The organism is Streptomyces sp. NPDC016562, assembly GCF_043076955.1.
Taxonomy (GTDB): domain Bacteria; phylum Actinomycetota; class Actinomycetes; order Streptomycetales; family Streptomycetaceae; genus Streptomyces.
Genome location: NZ_JBIBRZ010000002.1, coordinates 491580 through 513010, shown reverse-complemented (window position 1 = coordinate 513010; position 21431 = coordinate 491580). Strand labels below are relative to the sequence as shown.

Genomic DNA, 21431 nt, shown 5'->3' with positions numbered 1-21431 from the left:
GTCAGGCCAGGGACCGCAGGCCCGGCACGTCGTCGGGATCGTCCCACAACAGCACCAACTGGTCTGCCTCCGACGGTGGTTGATGGGCGCGTACGGGTCCCGCGCCCGCCCCCGCGGCCGCCCGGCGCACCTCCCGCACGCGGGCCGGCAGGGCGAGTACGTCCAGTGCGCCGGGGTCGGGGCGGCCGTCCGCCCCGGCCGGGGCGAGCAGGTCGAGGAGCGCGGGAGCCGGTACGCCGCCGCCGCGCCGCCAGACCGCGACCGGCACGCCCGCTTCGAGCACGGCTTCCAGCAGCCCGGCGTCCGGGGCGGCCGTCGTGTGCGCCAGGACGCAGGCGGGCGCGGGCCCCGCCGCCAGCTCCATCCCGAGCGCGTCGGTGACCTCGGCGTCCCGCACCACCCGGACGGCGTCGGGGTGCCGGCCGCCGCGGGCGCACAGCCAGCGCCAGCTGGCGTGCCACTCGGCGCGGGTGTCCGCCCGTTCCTCCGGGCAGCACACCACCACCTGGTAGAGCAGGCCCAGGGCGCGGTGCTTGCCGGCCCGGCCGCGCGGCACCGGCCACTGGTCGAAGTCGGCGTCGAGCAGCTCGTACGGCACGTGGAACTCGATGCGGTCCACGATCCCGTGCGGCTCCGCGCCGAGGAGGGCGAGCTGCCGCACGAGCTCCTCCCGTACGCCCTCCAGCCGCAGGCGGTGCCCCTGCGACTCCCATATGTGCTCGGCCCGTTCGCCCCGCAGCCACATCCGGGCCAGGAAGCCCGGCTCCCCGCCCGGTGGGGTCTCCAGCCGGACGTGCACGACCGCGCGGCGCGGCGGCGGCGGGGGCGGGGGCAGCGCGGGCAGGGCGAGGCGCTCGCGGGTGGCGCCCACCCAGGCCCGCAGCCGCGCGGCCCACGGCGCGTCGCCCACCGCGGCCCGCTCCGCGAGGAACCGTACGAAGGGCACGGCCAGCGGCATCCCACCGCGCCCGCCCTGACGCTCGTCGAGGTCCTGGACCACGTCGAGGAGGCTGTCGCACGGCAGGCCGACGCCCACCGGGGCCGCGCAGCCGGCCACCTTGAACGCCCAGACGTAGGCCTCATAGGCGCACCGTGGCAGCTCGCGGCCTTCGAAGAGCTCACCGAGCCCGTCCCAGGCCTGCTGGTCGAGCCGGGCCGTCCGGCAGGTGGGGGCCCCGAGCGGGTCCTCGCCGGGCAGGCCGAGGAAGGAGCAGGCGTCCCAGTCCCGGTCCACGACGAACTGCGGCAGCTGCCAGCCCTCGCCGCGCTCGCGCCGCTCCTGGAAGGTGCGGTGGATGCTGCGCGCGGCGCCGGGCAGCCCGGTGACGCTCTCCCGTACGGAGCGCTGCCCCAGTTCGCCGAGCAGGGCCTCGGTGAAGCGGCCCGCGCCGCGCTCGGCGTCGTTCTGCGCGGCCTCGCCCTCGCGGGAGGCGTAGAGCCGGAACTGCCGCCGTCCGGGGACCGAACTGCCGCCGCCGTAATCGGTGGTGCCGAAATTCCAGCGGGTGTCGCGGGGAGCGTCGACCCGGCAGGAGTCCACGAGGGCGGCCTGGAGCGGGAAGCGGCGCTGTTTGACGAGGTCGGTCCGCCACCAGCGCAGCGCCGAGTCGAGGTTGAGGTGTCTGATCTGGCCGGGACGGGCGTCCGCGCAGGGCAGGATGAGCTCGTGGCGCGGCCCCAGGTAGCCGTGCCCGGCCCAGAAGATCCACAGCAGGTCGCCGTCGCACTGCGGGAGTTCGTCGAGCAGCGCCGACTTCACGTTCTCCTCGGTGGCCGGCCGGTGCGTCGTCCGCAGCTCCGCCATGGCCGGGGACTGCGACCAGTCGAGGGACTCGGGGGCGTCGAGCGGGGACAGCAGCAGCCGGACGTTGCCCGGCGGGACCTGGGCGGGCCCGGTCAGCCAGTGGGCGAAGCGCAGGGCGTCGCGGGCCGGACCTCGCAGGTTCCAGCGGTGGCTGATTTCGTAGCGCTCGACCCCCGCGACGAGCGCGAAGGTGCGCTGCGGCCCGAGGGACGGGGGCAGCAGGTCGGCGGGGGTCACCCGATCTCCGCTTCGGCCACCGCCTGTTCGATCCGCTCGTAGAGGGAGTCCTGTTTCCAGTAGGCGCTGTGGCAGGCGGGGAAGGGCTGGCGGCTGGTGACCTCGTGGTCGCTGACGCGGGGGTCGCCGGGGAAGACGGGACCGGCGAGGTAGGCGAGGACGTCGTGGCGGTCGTAGACGTTGAGCCAGCGCGGGAAGCCGTGCGGGAGCTTCTCGCCGGGCTCCAGCGCGGTCAGCGCGCCGAGTTCGTAGAGGAACGGCGCCTGGGAGCCGACGGTGACCAGCAGGTGCGCCCCGGGGACGGCCGTGCCGCGGGCGGCGGCGAGCGCGAGGAGGTCCACCAGGGCGATCCCGCCGAGGCTGTGGCCGATCAGTACGGTCGGCCCCGGGCGGGCGGCGATCCGCTCGTGCAGGAACTCCCGCAGGCCGTGGCCGCGGGCCTGGTAGCGCAGGATGTCGCCGAGCGCGGGGGTGGCGCCGACGGTGAGGGCGCCGCGCCGGGCGTTGAGCAGGGGCTGGGTGGTGACCCGCAGGGCGAGCCGGCCGAGGACGGCGGCCGCGCGGGCGCCGGGGAACCGGGCGTCGCCTCCGAGGCGGGTGGTGAGCAGCTCGACGATCCGGTCCCGTTCGGCGCCGGTGCAGTCGGCCTCGGCTCCGGCCAGGGCGAGCGCGGCGGCGGTGACGGCCCGGGCGAGCGCGGTGGCCACCTCGCGCGCCTGCGCCTCACCGGTGGCGCGGGCCGCGGCCCCGGCCGCTTCGGCGGAGCCGGCGGCGCAGTCCAGGGCGGCGGGGTAGCCCGCCGCGAGGCCGGTGGCGTGGAGCAGGGCGCCGAGCTCGTCCCCGTCGGGCGGCGGCGCGGGCGCCAACGCGGCGAGCAGCCCGAGCACGCGCTGCCCGGCGGGCTGGACGCCGGGCATCGCGAAGCCGTCGTCGCGGTCGTCGTGGTGGGCGTCGTCGCGGTCGTCGTCCGGCCCGTCCGGCCCGTCCGCTCTTGTCCCCACCCCGTCCCAGCCTGCTTCGGCGAGGACCCTGAGCTCGCACAACGGGTCGGCGAGCAGCAGCGCCCACTCGGCCGTCTCCGCGTCGACGGGGTCCGGCGGGCCCTCCGGCAGCGGCCGAGGCCGCAGGCCCGGTACGGAGCGGCCGCCCGCGCCGAGCGTCGCGCCGAACCGGTCGCCCCAGTAGCAGGATTCGACGGCCGCGTCGGGGAACCGGGCCGTCAGCCGTTCCCGGACCAGCGCGAACAGCCTGTCGTGCCGCTCGCGCCGCACCCCCGTGCCATGGACAAAGAGAAAACGCATCGCAGGCCCGCCCCCCTCGCGCAGTCGCCCCCGCCCGCACCCTAGCGCCGCGGGGCGAACCGGGAACCCGGAACGCCGAGTTCAGCCCTGGACCCGTACGGGGCCGGGCCGCGGCCGGGCAGGTAGCCTCGCCGTTCGTGACTCCCGTACTGCGCACCGCTCGCCTGGTCCTCGACCCGTACGTCCCCGAGGACGAGGAGGCCTTCGTGGCCCTCTTCCAGGACACCCGCGTGTCCCGGTGGATGGGGGACGGCCCCACCACCGAGGCCGAGGACCGCGCCCTGTTCGGGCGGGTCTTCACGAAGGTCTACGCCGAGGACCTCTTCGACGTCTGGGCGGTGCGCCGCCACGGCCGCCTGATCGGGCACGCCGAGATCAAGCGGACCGACGAGGTCGACGGCCACGAGATCATCTACGCGCTGGCCCCCGAGGCCTGGGGCTCGGGCCTCGGTACGGAGCTCGCGGAGGCGATCGTCGCATACGGCTTCGACTCCCTCGGCCTGACCGAAGTCCACGCCACCGTGGCCGCGCCCAACACCGCCTCCCTGGCCCTGCTGACGCGCACCGGCTTCACCCACGACCGCGACGTCCAGGAGGACGACGGCACCACCACCCGCGTCCTGACCCGCCGCCGCACACCCGGGCCGGGCTCTGAGCCGGGTGCGCAGCCGGGCGGCTAGAGAGCGTCTCCCCATCCATCACAGCTTTACCCGCGCGGCACCACCGTCGCCAGGACCTGGGGCAGCGGGTACCAGTCGGCGGAGATCACCGAGGCGTGGTGGCCGGCCAGGAGGGTGAGGCGGTCGCGGGCCTGGGCCTCGGTCGGGTGGGTGCCGTCGATGGCCGGGGCGACGTTGTGGGCGTCGGTGGCGATCAGCAGGTAGTGGTTGCGGTCGTACCAGCCCGTGTCGATGGAGCCCCCGGCGTACGCGCTCGCATCCCCGTCGAAGACGACGAACCAGGGGCGCAGCCCGGCGTCGGCGTAGCGGGCGCGCGGGTCGCCGGCCTCGGCCCGGTGCACCGCGGGGAAGGCGGCGGCCTGCCCGAGCCGGCCCTGGGCGGCGAGGGAGCGCAGGTGGGTGGCGTACTCGCGGTCGGTCCACAGGGTGTCGGAGCTGTTGCCCTCCTCCACGGTGCCGGGGATCAGCTCGACGATGAACTTGCCCGCCAGCGCGGCGCGGCTGGGCCAGGCCCCGGCGCGAGCGGCCGTGTCGAGGTCGGGGTGTCCGGCCGCGAGCTGGCCGGGACGGTAGAGGGCGTCGCCGAGCTTGCCGGTCACGAGCGCGTCGAGGTCGGCCGGGCCGCGGCCGAGGTTCGCGGCGAAGCCGTCCTTGAGCTCCAGCTTGAGGACGATCGGCCGGTGGCCGGGGTGGGCGTCGTGCCAGCTGCGGATGTCGGCGAGGCAGCCCGCCAGGTTCTGGTTGCGGGACTTGGTGCGCAGCTGGGCCGCGGTGGTGGCGTTCTCGCAGTTGCTGTCGTTGCCGAACGGGTTGTTGTGCGAGACCCGCCAGGAGCTTCCGAAGAAGTTGGTCCACACGTCGAGTTCGAGCATGGCCGCGCCGGAGTCCAACGCGTCCGCGAAGTAGGGGTACTTGGTCTTCTCGTAGGCGTTGTGCACGCCCACACCGGTCGATCCCGCGTACGGGAGACCCTCGACGGCCGCTGCCGCCCCGGCCGCCGACGCGCCGGCCGGGGCCGTGCCCAGCGCGAGGGCCACGGCCGCCAGCCCTGCGGTCACCGCGCCCGCCACCCGGTTCCGTATTCTCATCATCCGACTCCCGTCAGCCAGGTGGCCGTCCGCCAGCTGGGCCGCTCGACCATGTGCACGTCAAATCGCGTGGAGCGTAAGCCAGTTGGATGACGAGCGGAAGGCCGCGCAGTGACGTGCACGGGGCGAGGGGGCGGGTTGTGAGAACGGACACGTCCCGCAGCCGGAACCCGGGACGGCGCGCTCCCATCGAACGAGGAGTCGGACGTGTCTGCGGGGTGGGAGTGCCACATGGTCAGCAAGGTTCACGGGCGGGGGCGGGAACGGGGCCGGGCCGCGCGCGGCTCCGTCGTATTCGGCCTCCTGTGCACCGTGGTGCTCGCGGGCACCGGGTACGTGGCCTGGGAGCTGCGCGGCATCGCCGCCAACCGCGCGGACGGCGATCCGTCCCAGGGCACCTACCAGCAGGACCCCGAGCGCGCGGACAAGACCGCTGCCGCCGTGCTCGACGGGATCGTCCGCGAGGACGCGGAGCCGCCGACGGACGGCCACGCCTTCGCCGACGGGGGCGCCGCGGTGGACTGGCGGTCCGCCGGGTGGCAGCCCTCGGACCCCCTGGAGGCCCGGCCCGCCGCCGCCGAGCCCGCGATCGGCGCGCTCTTCTCCCCCGGCGCCGACGGCGACCCGGACCACCACTGCTCGGGCGTCGTGGTCCACTCCCCCGCCGGCGACCTCATCGCCACCGCGGCCCACTGCGTGTACGGCCGCGGCTTCCGCACCAACCTCGCCTTCGTCCCCGGCTACCGGGACGGCGTGGCGCCGTACGGCGTCTGGGTGCCCGCCCGGATCGACGTGGACCCGCGCTGGACCGAGGACCAGGACCCCGACCACGACCTCGCCTTCGTCCGGCTGCGCCGTCCGGGATACCCGGGCCAGCGGCTGGAGGACGTCACCGGGGCCGAGACCATCGCCTTCCGGCCCGAACTGCCGGCGCCCGCACGGCTGGTGGGCTACTCGAACGGGTCCGAGCAGCCCCTGGAGTGCCGCAACACCGCCGTCGCGGCCGGGCCGACGCAGGTGCGGCTGGACTGCGCGGACGTCCCCAACGGCACCAGCGGCGGCCCGGTGCTGACCGACCGGCGCACCCTGATCGGAGTGATCGGCGGCCGCGACGGGGGCGGCGACGACGAGAGCTCGTACAGCAGTTACTTCGGCGACGCGGCCCGGGCCCTGTACGAGCGCGCCGTCAAGTAAGTCCCGGCTCGGCCCCCAGGCCCCCCGCTCAGCCCGGCAAGGACGCGTACGAGACGCCCGTGAGCTTCTCGGAGGCGGCCCAGAGCAGTTCGCCGGACCTGTCGTCGAGGGTCCACCCCGCCCGCCGCGACCGCACCGGCGCTCCGCGCCAGCCGAACCGCGGCCCTATGAACGCGTCCGGCCGGACCCCGGGCGCGGTGGCCGCGTACAGGGTGGGCAGCGCGCCCGCGGCCGTGGACTGGGCGACGACCGTGTTGGTGAACGCCGCCAGGCGCGAGACGAGGCTGGGGCCCTCCAGCTTCGCCGCTCCGGCGTGCAGGTTGCTGGAGGCGTAGCCGGGGTGGGCCGTGGCGGCCGTGATCGGGAAGCCGGCGGCGGCGAAGCGCCGCGACAGCTCGTGCGTGAAGAGGAGGTTGGCCGTCTTGGAGCGGCCGTAGGCCGCCCAGCGCCGGTAGCCGTGCGGGCCGCCGCCGCTGCCCAGGGCCTCGGGGTCGACGAGGTCGTGGCCGCGGAGGCTTCCCAGGACGTGCAGGTTGCTGGAGACGTTCACGATCCGGGCGCCGGGGCCGGCGGCCCGCAGCCTCGGCAGCAGCAGCCCGGTCAGCGCGAAGTGGCCGAGGTGGTTGACCCCGAACTGCGTCTCGAACCCGTCGGCGGTGCGCCCGTACGGCAGGGCCATCACCCCCGCGTTGTTGACCAGCAGGTCCAGGGACGCGCGGCGCTTCGCGTAGGCCGCGGCGAACTCCCGTACGGAGGCCAGGTCGGCCAGGTCCAGCGGGAGGAACTCCACCTCGGCGCCCGGCACCTGCGCCCGCAGCCGCACCTCGGCGGCTTTCCCGCGGGCGGCGCTGCGGCAGGCCAGGACGACGCGGGCGCCGCGCCGCGCGAGTTCGCGGGCGGTGACGAAGCCGATCCCGCTGTTGCCCCCCGTCACGACGGCGGTCCGGCCGCTCTGGTCGGGGATGTTCGTGGCGTTCCAGCCGGGCATGTCGACTCCCTCACGAGCGGTGGTTACCGAGGGTAGACGGGCCTCGGCGAGGGGTGGCAGCGGGGGTCGTCCGTGCAGGCCAGTAGGCTGCGGGTCCGCACCCCGTCCCTTCCCGTCCCCGAGGTATCGCGCAGTGAGCTCCGCACCGCCCCCCATACCAGTGACGGTCGTCGGTCTCGGCGCGGACGGCTGGGCCGGGCTCACCGCCGCCGCCCGGTCCGCGCTGGCCTCGGCCGACGTGCTGATCGGCGGGCCGCGCCAGCTGGACCTGCTGCCCGCCGACGCCTGCACCGGCCTGCGCGTCTCCTGGCCGAGCCCGCTGCGCCCGGCGGTACCGAAGCTGATGGCCGAGCACGCCGGCCGCCGGATCGCGGTGCTGGCCAGCGGGGACCCGATGTTCTACGGGATCGGCCGCGCCCTCGCCGAGGAGCTCGGGCCGCAGGCCCTGCTGGTCCACCCCCACCCCTCGTCCGTCTCCTACGCCTGCGCCCGCCTGGGCTGGCCGGTGGAGGACACCGAGGTGATCACGGTGGTCGGCCGCCCGGTGGCCCGGATCGCGGCCGCGCTGCACGAAGGACGCCGGGTGCTGGTGCTCAGCGCCGGAGCGGCGTCCCCGGGCGAGATCGCCGCTCTGCTCCGGGAGCGGGGCTTCGGCCCGAGCCGGATGCGGGTGCTGGAACAGCTCGGGTCCGAGCGCGAGGACGCGTACGAGGGCCGCGCGGAGAGCTGGGACCACGCGCCCGGCGACCCCCTGAACGTGGTGGCCCTCGACTGCCGCCGGGACCCCGCCCACGACGCGCCCCGGCTCGGCGCGACCCCCGGCCTGCCGGACGCCGCGTACGAACACGACGGCCAGCTCACCAAGCGCCACGTCCGCGCCGCCACCCTGTGCGCCCTGGCCCCGGCCCCCGGCGAGCTCCTGTGGGACATCGGCGGGGGCTCCGGGTCCATCGGCATCGAGTGGATGCGCACGCACCCCTCGTGCCGGGCGGTGGCGGTGGAGCGCGTACCGGAGCGGGCCGCGCGGATCTCCCGTAACGCGGCGGCCCTCGGCGTGCCCGGCCTGCGCGTGGTGGTGGGCGCCGCCCCGGAGGCGCTCGTCGCGCTCCCGGCCCCCGACGCGGTGTTCATCGGCGGCGGGCTGACCGCGCCGGGCCTGCTGGACGCGGCCTGGGCGGCGCTGGCCCCCGGCGGCCGGCTGGTGGTGAACACGGTCACCCTGGAGTCGGAGGCGGTCCTCACCGACCGCTACCGGCGCCACGGCGGCGAACTGGTGAAACTGGCGGTCGCGCACGCCGTGCCGGTCGGCGGTTTCACGGGCTGGCGCCAGGCGATGGCGGTCACCCAGTGGTCAGTGACGAAGTCGACGAGCGAGAAGGATCTCTGACATGACCGTGTACTTCATCGGGGCGGGCCCCGGCGCCGCCGACCTGATCACGGTGCGCGGGGCGCGGACCCTGGCCGCCGCCCCCGTGTGCCTGTACGCGGGCAGCCTCGTCCCGCAGGAGCTGCTGGCCGAGTGCCCGGACGGCGCCCGGCTGGTCGACACCTCGCAGCTGAACCTCGACGAGATCATCGAGGAGTGCGTACGGGCCCACGCGGCGGGCCAGGACGTGGCGCGGCTGCACTCCGGCGACCCGTCCATCTTCAGCGCGGTCGCGGAGCAGATGCGGCGCCTGGACGCGGCGGGGATCCCGTACGAAGTGGTCCCGGGCGTCCCGGCCTTCGCCGCGGCCGCCGCGGCGCTGAAGCGGGAGCTGACCGTCCCCACCGTCGGCCAGACGGTGATCTTGACCCGCATCGCCCAGCAGGCCACCCCGATGCCGCCCGGCGAGGACCTGGCCACGCTGGGCCGCAGCGGCGCCCTGCTGGTGCTGCACCTGGCCACTCGCTACGTGGACCGGGTCGTGGACGAGCTGCTGCCGCACTACGGCGCCCAGTGCCCGGTCGCGGTGGTGGCGATGGCCAGCCGTCCCGACGAGCTGATCCTGCGCGGCACCCTGGCCGACATCGCGGCCCAGGTGAAGGAGCACGGACTGGTGCGGACCGCGGTCATCGTGGTGGGGCGCACGCTGGGCGCGGAGCAGTTCCGCGACAGCCACCTGTACTCGCCCGAGCGGGACCGGCATGTCTGCTGAACCCCGGCCGGGGCAGACCCAGTCGGGGCAGACCCACGCGGGGCAGACCCACTCGGGGCAGGCCCAGCCGGCGCACGAGGTGCCGACCCGCCACGTGCTGATCCTCGGCGGTACGACGGAGGCCCGGCAGCTCGCGCAGGCGCTGGCGTCCGACCCCTCGGTCCGTGTGACCACCTCGCTCGCGGGGCGGGTCACCGCGCCCGTGCTCCCGCCGGGCGGGATCCGCATCGGCGGCTTCGGCGGCGTCGCGGGCCTCGCGGAGTGGATCGCCGGCCACGACGTGACCCATGTCGTCGACGCCACCCACCCGTTCGCGGAGCGGATGAGTTTCCACGCCTCCGAGGCGCAGCCGCTCACGGGCGTCCCGCTGCTGGCGCTGCGGCGCCCCGGCTGGAGCCCGCAGCCGGGCGACGACTGGACCTTCACCGACTCCCTCGCCGGGGCGGCGCAGCTGCTGCCCGGCGTCGGCTCCCGCGCGTTCCTGACCACCGGCCGGATGGGCCTGCACACCTTCGCGCACCTCACCGACACCTGGTTCCTGGTGCGTTCGGTGGACCCGCCGGAGGGGCCGGTGCCGCCGCGCCTGGAAACCCTCCTGGCGCGCGGCCCGTTCACCCTCGACGACGAACGGGAACTGATCGCCCGCCACCGGATCGACGTCCTGGTCACCAAGGACAGCGGCGGCTCCGCGACCGCCCCCAAGCTCACCGCCGCCCGCGAGGCGGGCGTCCCGGTCCTGGTCGTACGCCGCCCGCCCGTCCCCCAGGGCGTACCGGAGGCGGACTCGGTGCCGGCGGCCCTGCGCTGGCTCGGCCGCGGGGGGGCCGCGTAGGTCCGGCGTCGCTCTCCCGCGAGGCCGGACACGCGGTGGAAGGACCCGTGGCCCGGGGCGGCGGACCGCCCCGGGCCACGGGTCGTTGAGCGCCCCGCCCGGTCACGGGTAGCGGCGCGGCGTCCACGTGATCCGCGAGCCGTCGGCCCGCTCGGTGACCTGGGTCTGCGAGGAGCCGATCAGCAGGAGCGTGCGCATGTCGACCTCGGACGGCTCCAGTTCGGCGAGCGTGACGATCCGTACCGACTGCTCCGGGCCGCCCACGTCGCGCGCCACGACCACCGGCGTCTGCGGCGAGCGCAGCTCCAGCAGCAGCTCCCGCGCCTGCGCGACCTGCCAGGTCCGGCTGCGCGAGCCGGGGTTGTACAGCGCGAGCACCAGGTCGGCGGAGGCGGCGGCGCGCAGGCGCTCCGCGATGACCTCCCACGGCTTGAGCCGGTCGGAGAGCGAGATGGTGGCGTAGTCGTGACCGAGCGGGGCCCCGGCCGCGGCGGCCGCCGCGTTGGCGGCGGTCACGCCGGGCAGCACCCGTACGGGCACGTCCTTGTACTCGGCCTGCCCGGCCACCTCCAGGACGGCGGTGGCCATGGCGAAGACCCCGGGGTCGCCGCCGGAGACCACGGCCACCCGCTGTCCGCGCCGGGCGAGGTCGAGCGCGAACTCGGCGCGCTCCGACTCCACCTTGTTGTCGGAGCCGTGCCGGATCTGGCCCGGCTTCACCGGGACCCGGTCCAGATAGGTGGTGTAGCCCACCAGCACCTCGGCGTCGGCCAGCGCCCGCCGGGTCTGCGGGGTGAGCCACAGCGGGCCCGCCGGGCCGGTGCCGACGACCACGACCTCACCGGGACCGGAGGGCACGCTGCCCGGGTTGCCGATGCGGCTGGGCACCACGGCGACGGCGAAGTACGGCACGCTGCCGGGGTCGGTGTCGGCGAGGACGCCGGTGCGCTCGCCGGCCATGGTGGCGCGTTCCACGTAGCGGGCCTCGGCGAGCCGGCCGCTGTTCTCCATGGCGGCGCGCACCGCCGGGAAGGTCCGGCCGAGCTTCATCACGACCGCCGAATCGGTGGCGGCGAGGCGGGCGGTGAGCTCCTCCTCGGGCAGGGTGCCGGGGAGGATGGTCAGGACCTCCTCACCCTCCACGAGCGGCGTGCCGAGCCGGGCGGCGGCGGCACTGACCGACGTGACACCGGGGATGACCTCGGTCTCGTACCGGTCCGCGAGCCGCTTGTGCATGTGCATGTACGAGCTGTAGAAGAGCGGGTCGCCCTCCGCGAGCACGGCGACGGTCCGGCCGGCGTCCAGGTGGACGGCCAGGCGGGCGGCGGCGGACTCGTAGAACTCCTCCATCGCGCCCTGGTAGCCCCCGGGGTGGTCGGTGGTCTCGGTGGTGACCGGATAGACCAGCGGCTCCTCGATGTGCGTCTCGCGCAGGTGCTTCGCGGCGATCGAGCGGGCGATGGAACGGCCGTGCCGGGCGCTGTGGTAGGCGACGACGTCGGCTTCGCCGATCACCTCGACGGCGCGCAGGGTCATCAGGTTCGGGTCGCCGGGCCCGAGCCCGACCCCGTAGAGGCGCCCCTTGCCGTCACTGGTCCTGGTGCTCATTCGGCCACGCTCGCAATGGCGTTGACGGCCGCGGCGGCGATGGCGCTGCCGCCCCGGCGGCCGCGCACGATCAGGTGGTCGAGGCCGGAGGGGTGGGCGGCGAGGGCGTCCTTGGATTCGGCCGCGCCGATGAAGCCGACGGGCACGCCGATGACGGCGGCCGGGCGCGGGGCGCCCTCCTCGATCATCTCCAGCAGCCGGAACAGTGCGGTCGGCGCGTTGCCGACGGCGATCACCGAGCCCTCCAACAGGCCGCGGTCGCGCCACACTTCGAGCGCGGCGGCGCTGCGGGTGGTGCCCATCTTCGCGGCCAGCTCCGGCACCGCCGGGTCCGAGAGCGTGCAGATCACCTCGTTGTCGGCGGGCAGGCGCTTGCGGGTGACCCCGCTCGCGACCATCTGCACGTCGCACAGGATCGGCGCGCCCGCCTCCAGCGCGGCGCGGGCGCGCAGCACCACCTCGGGGGTGTACCCCAGGTCCTGCGGGAGGTCGGTCATCCCGCACGCGTGAATCATGCGCACCGCGACCTGGGCGACCGAGGCGGGCAGCCCGGAGAGGTCCGCCTCGGCGCGGATCGTGGCAAAGGACTGGCGGTAGATCGCGGCGCCGTCCTTCTCGTACTCGAACACGGTGTACTCGCTCATTTCTTCACTGCGTCTTCGGACTCTGAGGTGATGAGGGGATCTCGCGTGCGGCCGTCAGGGCGTCCGCCAGGTCTTGTAGGCCTTGCTGGTACGGCTGGTGCGTCTGGTACGGCTGATGCGACAGGGCCTGCCCGTGCGCGGAGAGCCGGTAGCCGTCCTGCGTGGCTACCACGTCGACCCACTGCGTCCCCCGCGGGTGCCCGCACCGGCGCTCGCACCCGGACCAGTGCACGGGCAGCGGCCCCAGGGCCCGCTCGACGAGGGCGCGCGCGTCGGCGCGTACGTCCGCGAGGGATTTCGCGCAACCGGGGCGCCCCGTACAGGCGGTGACGGACAGCCAGGGACTGTCGGGGGACACGACCAGCCCGGCGGCCTCCAGCAGGGCCGGGCCGTCGACCGGCTCCCCGAGCGGGGCGCCGGGCAGGATGACGGTGCGCCACGGGGTGATCCGCAGCCCATCGCCGTGCTCGGCGACCCGCACCAAGACCCGCCACTGTTCGGTGGTCAGCCGCCCCAGCGGGGGCAGGACGCACAGGGCTCCGCGCGGGCCCGGTCCCGCGCCCCGGCCCCAGGGCTGGGGCGGCGGGCAGTACGGCCAGTCCACCGCGGCCTCGCGCGTCGCCTCGATACCGGCGGCGGCCAGCCGCGCGCCGAACTCGCCCTCGTCCAGGCCGTGTTCCGGGGGAAGCTCGCTCACCCGCCAGGCCCGGGTGCCGGCCGCGTCGGCGGCGTCGAGGAAGTACTCGGCGGCGAGCAGTGCGGCGCGCGGGGCGTCCTGCGCGGCGACGGCCACGGCGCCGGAGGCGGCCGGCCCCAGACGCACCAGCGCCCGCTCCCCCGCCCCCGGCCGGCCGAGCACGGTGATGTCCGGCTCCAGGGCGGCCACGTCCCCGCGCCCGTCGTCGAAGGCGAAGAGGAACCGCCCGGACAGGGCGGTGACCCGCGCGTTCGCGCACAGCAGCCGGTCCAGTTCGCGGACCCAGGGCAGCACGTCCTGCGAGGCGGGCGTGGCCACGATGTTGCGCACCCGCTCGTGACCGGGCGCGGGCAACAGCCCGGCGGAGTCGAGCAGCCGCGCGAGCCCGGCGCCGCACCCCTCGGCGAGGCCGCGCACCTGGACGTTGCCGCGGGAGGTGAGCTCCAGGTGCCCGTCGCCGAACCGGTCGGCGGCCAGCGCGAGCAGGGACCCCTGGCGCGCGGTCAGCGCTCCGCCGGGGATCCGCACACGGGCGAGGTACCCGTCGTCCGCCGCGTGCAGCCGCAGCGCACCGGGGCATGCGTCACCGCGATCCCGTATGACGGGTTCGTCCCGCGATACGGCGGAGGGGGGCTGGGGCATGGCGGCGAGCATACCCACGATTCCGATCCCCCGACCTGTGTCCGTCACCACCCTCCTGCCACCACCAGTCACCCCACCCCCCATCCCGGCCCCCACCCCCACCAGAAACCCCACCCCCTCCCGGCCTCCACCCCACCCACAACCGCACGCCCCTCCCCGCCTCCACCCCCACCAGCCAATCCACCCCCACCACCAGCACTCCCCCACCGCGATTCCACCCCGCGCCGCCCACTCCAGCCCCGCCGGCGTTTGAGGCGCGGGGCCCGGGGCAGAGCCCCGCCCATCCAGCCCCCCCCCCCCCCCCCCCCCCCCCCCCCCCCCCCCCCCCCCCCCCCCCCCCCCCGGGGCGGGGTCGGGGGCCGGGGGGGGGGGGCCCCCCCCCCGCAACGGCGCCGCGCCAACACCCCCAGCGCCACCCCCGGCAAAGCCCCTCCCGCCCCCACCAACCGAGGCGCGGCCCCCACCCCCCCGCCTACGGGGCCCGGGAAAAGCCCCGCCCATCCAGCTCCGCCGCCCACTCCAGCTCCGCCGCCCACTCCCGCCCCGCCACCCACACCAGCCCCGCCGGCGTTTGAGGCGCGGGGCCCGGGGCAGAGCCCCGGCAACGGCGCCGCGCCAACACCTCCAGCGCCACCCCCGGCAAAGCCCCCGACCCCCACCCGCCCCCGCCCACGCCCACCCCGGCCCGGCCTGCACAAACTCACGCCCTAAGATGACCTTCCGGCGGACCACACGGCCCGCCGTCGCCGAGGACGGCGACATGGGAGGAAGCCCGGTGAGATTCCGGCGCGGTCCCGCCACTGTGAACCCGGCAGAGCCACACCGCCGGGCAAGTCAGGAACTCCCGCTGTCCTCACTGCCCGGGGCGCGGAAACCCCGAGGAAGGCCTGCCGCCGCATGATCCTGCTGCTGTCGACGTCCGACACCGATCTGCTCAGCGCTCGCGCCGCGAACACGGCTGACGCCCCCGTCCCGTACCGGTTCGCGAACCCCTCCCGCCTCCCTCTCGACGACCTCCCCGGACTCCTCGACGGAGTCGACCTGGTCGTCGTACGCCTCCTCGGCGGACTCCGCGCCTGGCAGGAGGGCCTCGACGTCCTCCTCGCCCCCGGCCAGAGCCGCCCCGTGGTGGTCCTCACCGGAGAACAGGCCCCGGACGCCCAGCTGATGGAGGCCTCCACGGTCCCGATCGGCATCGCGGCCGAGGCCCACGGCTACCTCGCGCACGGCGGCCCGGCCAACCTCGACCAGCTGGCCCGGTTCCTCTCGGACACCGTCCTGCTCACCGGCCACGGCTTCGAACCCCCCGCCGCCTCCCCCACCTGGGGCCCCCTGGACCGCCCGGCACCCGCCCCAAGCACAGGCACGGCCCCCACCACAGGCACGGCCTCCACCACGGGCACGGGCACCACCCCCGGCACCACCACGGCGGCCCCCACCCCCAAGGTCGCCGTCCTCTACTACCGCGCCCACCAGATGAGCGGCAACACCGCCTTCGTCCACGCCTTGTGCGACGCCATCGAGGCCCACGGCGCCGAGCCGCTCCCCCTCTACGTCTCCTCCCTCCGCACCCCGGAGCCCGAGCTCATCCAGGCCCTGGAGTCCGCGGACGCGATCATCACCACCGTCCTCGCGGCCGGCGGCACCCGTCCCGCCACCGCCTCCGCCGGCGGCGACGACGAGTCCTGGGACGCGGGCGCGCTCGCCGCGCTCGGTGTGCCGATCCTCCAGGCCCTGTGCCTGACCGGCTCCCGCGGTACCTGGGAGGAGAACGACGAGGGCCTCTCCCCCCTCGACGCCGCCACCCAGGTCGCCGTACCCGAATTCGACGGCCGCCTGATCACCGTCCCGTTCTCCTTCAAGGAGATCGACGAGGACGGCCTCCCCGCCTACGTGGCCGACCCCGAGCGCGCCTCCCGCGTCGCCGGCATCGCCGTACGCCACGCCCGCCTGCGCCACATCGACCGCCGCGACAAGAAGATCGCCCTGGTCCTGTCGGCGTACCCCACCAAGCACTCCCGCATCGGCAACGCGGTGGGCCTGGACACCCCGGCCAGCGCCGTCGAACTGCTGCGCACGCTCATCGCCGAGGGCTACGACTTCGGCCCCGTCCCCGAGATCCCCGGCCTGGTCTCCGGCGACGGCGACGAGCTGATCCGCGCCCTGATCGAGGCCGGCGGCCACGACCAGGACTGGCTCACCGAGGAGCAGCTGGCCCGCAACCCGGTCCGCATCCCGGCCGCCGACTACAAGCGCTGGTTCGCCGAGCTCCCCGCCGACCTGCGCGAGAGCGTCGAGGAGCACTGGGGCGAGGCCCCCGGCAACATGTTCGTCGACCGCTCCGCCAACCCGGAGGGCGACATCGTCCTGGCCGCGCTGCGCCGCGGGAACCTCCTCATCCTGATCCAGCCGCCGCGCGGCTTCGGCGAGAACCCGATCGCGATCTACCACGACCCGGACCTCCCCCCGTCGCACCACTACCTGGCGGCCTACCGCTGGATCCAGGCCGGCGCCCACGACGGCGGTTTCGGTGCCGACGCGATGATCCACCTGGGCAAGCACGGCAACCTCGAATGGCTCCCGGGCAAGAACGCCGGCCTCTCGGCGTCCTGCGCGCCCGACGCCGCGCTCGGCGACCTGCCCCTCATCTACCCGTTCCTGGTCAACGACCCGGGCGAGGGCACCCAGGCCAAGCGCCGCGTGCACGCCACCCTGGTCGACCACCTCGTACCGCCGATGGCGCGCGCGGAGTCGTACGGCGACATCGCACGCCTGGAGCAGCACCTGGACGAGTACGCCCAGATCTCCGCGATGGACCCGGCCAAACTCCCGGCCATCCGCGCCCAGATCTGGACCCTCATCCAGGCCGCGAAGCTCGACCACGACCTGGGTCTGGCCGAACGCCCGGACGACGACGGCTTCGACGACTTCCTGCTCCACGTCGACGGCTGGCTGTGCGAGGTCAAGGACGCCCAGATCCGCGACGGCCTGCACGTCCTGGGCGGCGCCCCGACCGGTCCGGCCCGCGTCAATCTGGTCCTCGCCATCCTGCGCGCCCGCCAGATCTGGGGCGGCACGACGGCCCTTCCGGGCCTGCGCGAGGCGCTGGGCCTGGACGAGTCCGCGGCCACCCGTACCTCGGCGGACGCCATCGAGGAGCAGGCCCGCGCCCTGGTCCAGGCGATGGAGGACGCGCAGTGGTCCCTCGACGCCGTGGCCTCGGTCACGGCGGGCCACCCGCAGTCGGTGACGGACGTCCTGACCTTCGCGGCGCGCGAGGTCGTCCCGCGCCTGGCCGGGACGACGGACGAGATCGCCCACGTGGTCTCGGCCCTGGACGGCGGCTTCGTCCCCGCCGGCCCCTCCGGCTCGCCGCTGCGCGGCCTGGTCAACGTCCTGCCGACGGGCCGCAACTTCTACTCCGTGGACCCGAAGGCCGTCCCCTCCCGCCTGGCGTGGGAGACGGGCCAGGCCCTCGCGGAGTCCCTCCTGACCCGCTACCGCACGGACAACGGCGAGTGGCCGGCCTCGGTCGGCCTGTCCCTGTGGGGCACGAGCGCGATGCGCACCTCGGGCGACGACGTGGCGGAGGCCCTCTCCCTGCTCGGCGTGCGCCCCGTCTGGGACGAGGCCTCGCGCCGCGTGACCGGCCTGGAAGCCATCCCGCTCGCCGAGCTGGGCCGTCCCCGCATCGACGTGACCCTGCGCATCTCGGGCTTCTTCCGCGACGCGTTCCCGCACGTCATCGGCCTGCTGGACGACGCGGTCCGCCTCGCGGCCTCGCTCGACGAGCCGGCGTCCGACAACTTCATCCGGGCCCACGCCCAGGCGGACCTGGCCTCCCACGGCGACGAACGCCGCGCGACGACCCGTATCTTCGGCTCGCGCCCGGGCACGTACGGCGCCGGCATCCTCCAGCTGATCGACAGCCGCGACTGGCGTACGGACGCGGACCTGGCCGAGGTCTACACGGTCTGGGGCGGCTACGCGTACGGCCGCGGCCTCGAAGGCCGCCCGGCCCGCGACGAGATGGAGACGGCCTACAAGCGCATCACCGTGGCCGCGAAGAACACGGACACCCGCGAGCACGACATCGCGGACTCGGACGACTACTTCCAGTACCACGGTGGCATGGTGGCCACGGTCCGCGCCCTGCGCGGCACGGCCCCCGAGGCGTACATCGGTGACTCCACCCGCCCGGAGACGGTCAAGACCCGCACCCTGGTCGAGGAGACCTCGCGCGTCTTCCGCGCCCGCGTGGTCAACCCGAAGTGGATCGAGGCGATGCGCCGCCACGGATACAAGGGCGCCTTCGAACTCGCGGCCACGGTCGACTACCTCTTCGGCTACGACGCCACGACGGGCGTGGTGGCGGACTGGATGTACGACAAGCTCACCGAGACCTACGTCCTGGACCCGGAGAACCGCGCCTTCCTGGAGGAGGCCAACCCCTGGGCCCTGCACGGCATCGCGGAACGCCTCCTGGAGGCCGAGTCCCGCGGCATGTGGGAAAAGCCGGACCCCCAGATCCTCGAATCCCTCCGCCAGGTCTACCTGGAGACGGAGGGCAACCTCGAGGGCGAGTCCGACTAAGCCGGCTCACCATCCCAAGGCCGTCCCCCTCACCCGCCACGGGGAGGGGGACGCCTTTCGCATGCGCCCGACTCCCCCGCCCCCAAGCACACGACCGAACCGGCCCACTACCCCTTGCCGGTCCGTCACAGCACGCCAAGCGTCTGTACCCACCGCACGTTCTACGACTGCCCGCAAATCGGCGACGGCCTTGACCCCGAACGCCCCGCAGCAGCTCACCGCTCTTGTGGGTGACCCCCTGAGCGCGCCCACGGGACCCGCGAGCACCTCGGCAAGCGACTTGCCGGCCCACGCCTTGTCGAGCACCTTGAGCCAGATAAATGGCCATGGGTCCCCCTCCTGCGGTCCCCTCGGCCCTAAGCCGAACCACCCCTTTGGACCGGCCTCGCCCCCGACCTCGAACGCCTCGCCACCCTCATCGGTGGCGGTCCGACGCGCGAACAGGCGGTGGCGACTCGTGCGTGACGACGGACTCCTCACCGTCCCGGAGGGATGGCCCGACAACCACCTGAATCTGCGCAAGTGGGCCCACATGCTCGGCTTCCGTGGCCACTTCTCCACCAAGACCCGCGCCTACTCCACCACCCTCGGCGCCCTCCGGGCCGCCCGCGCCGCCTGGCACCGCGGCCACGCCCCTCCGGCCTCCCCGCCCACCCTCGTCCTCGCGCACTGGGCCTAAGACGGCACCGGCCTCACCCCCGACCTCGAACGCCTCGCCGCCCTCATCGGCGGCGGCCCGACGCGAGCAGAGACGGTGACAGCCAGTGCGTGACGACGAACTCCTCCGTCCCCGAGGCCGTGGCGCGCCTCAAGATCCGCCGCTCCGCCCTCTACGACCTCCTGCGCACCCGCCGCCTCGCCTCCCTGACCATCGGCCGCGCCCGCCGCATCCGCACCCACGCCCTGAAAGGACTACGTCCAGCGCCACCTGGAAGAGACCGCCCGATGACCGCGTCCAAGTACAGGAAAGCCCGCGCCAACGGCGAAGGCACCATCAACCAGCGCAAGGACGGCCGCTGGGAAGCCGCCGGCTACGTCCTCGCCGCCGACGGTAGCCGCAAACGCGTCCGTGTCTACGGCACCACCGGCAGGGAAGCGGCCGACAAACTCACCGAGAAGATCGCCGACAGCAACCGCGGTCTCCCCGTTGCCAGCGCCGACAGCACCGTGGGCAACTACCTGACCTACTGGCTGAACGGCGTCGCCGTCCACCGGCTCCGCGAGAACACCCACACCCGCTACGCCACCTGCGTCCGCCTTCACCTCATCCCGGGCCTCGGCACCAATAAGGTCGCGCGGCTCACCCCCAAGGACGTCGCACCTTCCTCGACCGCCTCCGTACTACCTGCCAATGCTGCGCCTAGGGGCTGGATGCGGAACGGAAGAGGTGCTGCGCGCTCGGCGAGTGCTGCCAGAAGCGGCTGTCGCTCTTGACCGTGACGTACGTGCACTCGGTGCTCAAGTCGGCGCTGGAACATGCAGTCCGCGAAGACGAACTGCCCCGAAACGTCGCCCGCAACGTCCAAAGCACCGCACCACGCCCGAGGCGCTTCCGGCCGCTCACTGCCGCCGAGGCACTCCAGCTCCTGCAAGCGGCCCGGGCCGACCGGCTCCACGCACTGTACGAACTCGCCCTGCGCACCGGCCTCCGCAGAGGCGAACTCCTCGGCTTCCGCTGGGAAGACCTCGACCTCAACGCAGGCACCGCCACCATCCGCCGCTCCCTCCAGCGCACCCGCACCGGCGGCCTCACCCACCTGCCGACCAAGACCCGCGCCTCCGAACGCCGTATCGCTCTACCGGCCGAATGCCTCCACTTCCTCAAGGAACACAAGGAACGGCAGCACAAGGAACGCGCGACGGCAGGACCGGGCTGGAGAGACAGCGGCCTCGTCTTCACCACGCCGACTGGCCAGCCTCTCGACCCGGCCAACCTCGCCCGCGGGTTCCGCACCTGCCTCGACCGGGCCGGGCTCCGCCGCATCCGCTTCCACGACCTCCGCCACTCGACCGCGACACTGCTTCTGAAACAGGGCGTCGACCTCGTTGTCATCAAGGAACTCCTCGGCCACGCCCACATAGGCGTCACCGCCGGCGTCTACGCTCACGTAAGGCTCAGCCTCCAACGCCAGGCCATCGACACCCTCAGCAACGCCTCGGCCCGACCGACCAGGGGTCCGACGATCCGCACACAGCAGCCGTAGTCCGCTGACGTTGCCGTCACCGTTGCCGTCAAACGCATCAGGAGCCCCGCCGAGGTTTCCCTCAGCAGGGCTCCTGCTCGTACAGCAAGAATTCCAGCTGTGTACTTTGGAAGGCGTTACATCGCCTCGACAGCTAAATCAGAAAACGGAAATCTGTTCGGCAGCCTACGTGGCATCAATGTCGAAGCAGTCTCGAATATGCGGAATCACTTCCGCAGCAAAACGGACTGCCTGCTCTTTTATGTGGTCGACACTTTCGCGGTCGAATCCTCCTGCGGTCGACTGGACATCCAGCACGATTTGCTCTTCCTGAACTTCCCGGCTCTCAAGCGGGCCCAGCGGAGGGGCAGGGTCACCGTATCGGGTGATTACGGTCTTACTCCCCCCCAGCCTGAAATCGAGGATAGACAGCATTTCCCTCAGGATGACAGAGGAGGCATTCACTCGCTCTGACGCCGGGCGTAGTGCAGTCACCATCGCGTTGCCAACCAGCTCCAGGGACCGGGCGGCGAAAAACTCCGGGTAGGAGGAATCAACTTGATCCGCTTGCGATTCTTCCCCTAGCTCGTCCAACGCTTCGGCGCATTCATCAGTGACATCCTCACCAGATGCTGCAGCCCAGATCAGCGCGAGGGAAGATTCGAGCCACTCAAGTTCCTCCTCGGGTCCGAGCACTCGAAAGAATGCGGACCCGCGCTCCGCAATCGCAGCTGCCGCGACTCGCAGGCATGCTTCGGACGGATTCGAGAGGGGCCCCGCCCCGGGATCTTTCTGCGTCATG

General features: G+C 74.1%; 17 protein-coding genes and 1 riboswitch. Of the genes, 9 read left to right on the top strand and 8 right to left on the bottom strand.

The window, feature by feature from the left end:
- Position 1 precedes the first annotated feature (1 nt).
- Positions 2-2041 carry a hypothetical protein gene (locus ACF059_RS10145; RefSeq protein WP_392054071.1) on the bottom strand — a complete coding sequence of 680 codons (2040 nt, stop codon included), beginning with the start codon at positions 2039-2041 and terminating at the stop codon, positions 2-4.
- On the bottom strand, positions 2038-3342 hold the full coding sequence (locus ACF059_RS10140; protein ID WP_392054068.1) for a hypothetical protein: 1305 nt from the start codon (positions 3340-3342) through the stop codon (positions 2038-2040). The genes ACF059_RS10145 and ACF059_RS10140 overlap by 4 nt, the downstream gene beginning before the upstream one ends.
- A gap of 137 nt (positions 3343-3479) precedes the next feature.
- Between ACF059_RS10140 and ACF059_RS10135 the strand changes: the two genes are divergently transcribed.
- Positions 3480-4022, top strand: coding sequence for a GNAT family N-acetyltransferase (locus tag ACF059_RS10135; RefSeq protein ID WP_392054065.1), 543 nt, complete (start codon positions 3480-3482; stop codon positions 4020-4022).
- A 26-nt stretch (positions 4023-4048) separates the two neighbouring features.
- Here ACF059_RS10135 and ACF059_RS10130 read toward each other — a convergent pair whose 3' ends face one another.
- Positions 4049-5113: a phosphatidylinositol-specific phospholipase C domain-containing protein gene (locus ACF059_RS10130; protein ID WP_392054062.1), complete on the bottom strand. Its 1065-nt coding sequence runs from the start codon at positions 5111-5113 to the stop codon at positions 4049-4051.
- Between the two features lie 228 nt (positions 5114-5341).
- On the opposite strand from ACF059_RS10130, the gene ACF059_RS10125 reads away from it, so the two are divergent.
- Positions 5342-6304: a trypsin-like serine peptidase gene (locus tag ACF059_RS10125; protein WP_392054059.1), complete on the top strand. Its 963-nt coding sequence runs from the start codon at positions 5342-5344 to the stop codon at positions 6302-6304.
- A gap of 28 nt (positions 6305-6332) precedes the next feature.
- Here ACF059_RS10125 and ACF059_RS10120 read toward each other — a convergent pair whose 3' ends face one another.
- Positions 6333-7292, bottom strand: coding sequence for an oxidoreductase (locus tag ACF059_RS10120; RefSeq protein WP_392054056.1), 960 nt, complete (start codon positions 7290-7292; stop codon positions 6333-6335).
- Between the two features lie 133 nt (positions 7293-7425).
- On the opposite strand from ACF059_RS10120, the gene cbiE reads away from it, so the two are divergent.
- The 3 genes from cbiE to ACF059_RS10105 are packed head-to-tail and all read left to right on the top strand — an operon-like array spanning position 7426 to position 10262.
- The gene (gene cbiE / locus ACF059_RS10115; RefSeq protein WP_392054053.1) at positions 7426-8679 is read left to right on the top strand and encodes a precorrin-6y C5,15-methyltransferase (decarboxylating) subunit CbiE; all 1254 of its coding nucleotides are present in this window, start codon (positions 7426-7428) and stop codon (positions 8677-8679) included.
- 1 nt (position 8680) lies between these two features.
- Positions 8681-9430 carry a precorrin-4 C(11)-methyltransferase gene (gene cobM, locus ACF059_RS10110; RefSeq protein WP_366864197.1) on the top strand — a complete coding sequence of 250 codons (750 nt, stop codon included), beginning with the start codon at positions 8681-8683 and terminating at the stop codon, positions 9428-9430.
- Positions 9420-10262, top strand: coding sequence for a cobalt-precorrin-6A reductase (locus ACF059_RS10105; protein ID WP_392054050.1), 843 nt, complete (start codon positions 9420-9422; stop codon positions 10260-10262). Before cobM ends, ACF059_RS10105 begins: the two co-directional genes overlap by 11 nt.
- Before the next feature lie 102 nt (positions 10263-10364).
- On the opposite strand, the gene ACF059_RS10100 is transcribed toward ACF059_RS10105, so the two are convergent.
- From ACF059_RS10100 to ACF059_RS10090, 3 genes are read right to left on the bottom strand one after another with little or no spacing between them, the layout of a single operon-like run.
- The gene (locus ACF059_RS10100) at positions 10365-11870 is read right to left on the bottom strand and encodes a precorrin-2 C(20)-methyltransferase (protein ID WP_361952141.1); all 1506 of its coding nucleotides are present in this window, start codon (positions 11868-11870) and stop codon (positions 10365-10367) included.
- Positions 11867-12514: a precorrin-8X methylmutase gene (locus tag ACF059_RS10095; protein ID WP_356881902.1), complete on the bottom strand. Its 648-nt coding sequence runs from the start codon at positions 12512-12514 to the stop codon at positions 11867-11869. Before ACF059_RS10095 ends, ACF059_RS10100 begins: the two co-directional genes overlap by 4 nt.
- Positions 12515-12518: 4 nt before the next feature.
- The gene (locus tag ACF059_RS10090) at positions 12519-13853 is read right to left on the bottom strand and encodes a cobalamin biosynthesis protein CobG (protein WP_392054047.1); all 1335 of its coding nucleotides are present in this window, start codon (positions 13851-13853) and stop codon (positions 12519-12521) included.
- 706 nt (positions 13854-14559) lie between these two features.
- Positions 14560-14718, top strand: a riboswitch (cobalamin riboswitch).
- A gap of 32 nt (positions 14719-14750) precedes the next feature.
- On the opposite strand from ACF059_RS10090, the gene cobN reads away from it, so the two are divergent.
- From cobN to ACF059_RS10070, 4 genes are all read left to right on the top strand, one after another.
- Entirely contained in the window at positions 14751-18446 is a 3696-nt protein-coding gene (cobN, locus tag ACF059_RS10085) for a cobaltochelatase subunit CobN (protein ID WP_392054044.1), read from the top strand.
- 457 nt (positions 18447-18903) lie between these two features.
- The gene (locus ACF059_RS10080; protein WP_392054041.1) at positions 18904-19125 is read left to right on the top strand and encodes a replication initiator; all 222 of its coding nucleotides are present in this window, start codon (positions 18904-18906) and stop codon (positions 19123-19125) included.
- A gap of 89 nt (positions 19126-19214) precedes the next feature.
- Positions 19215-19880: a hypothetical protein gene (locus tag ACF059_RS10075; RefSeq protein ID WP_392054038.1), complete on the top strand. Its 666-nt coding sequence runs from the start codon at positions 19215-19217 to the stop codon at positions 19878-19880.
- Positions 19881-19882: 2 nt separating this feature from the next.
- Positions 19883-20650, top strand: coding sequence for a tyrosine-type recombinase/integrase (locus ACF059_RS10070; protein ID WP_392054035.1), 768 nt, complete (start codon positions 19883-19885; stop codon positions 20648-20650).
- Positions 20651-20815: 165 nt separating this feature from the next.
- Here ACF059_RS10070 and ACF059_RS10065 read toward each other — a convergent pair whose 3' ends face one another.
- Positions 20816-21430 (bottom strand): hypothetical protein, encoded by a 615-nt coding sequence (locus tag ACF059_RS10065; protein ID WP_392054032.1) that lies wholly within the window; start codon positions 21428-21430, stop codon positions 20816-20818.
- Position 21431 lies beyond the last annotated feature (1 nt).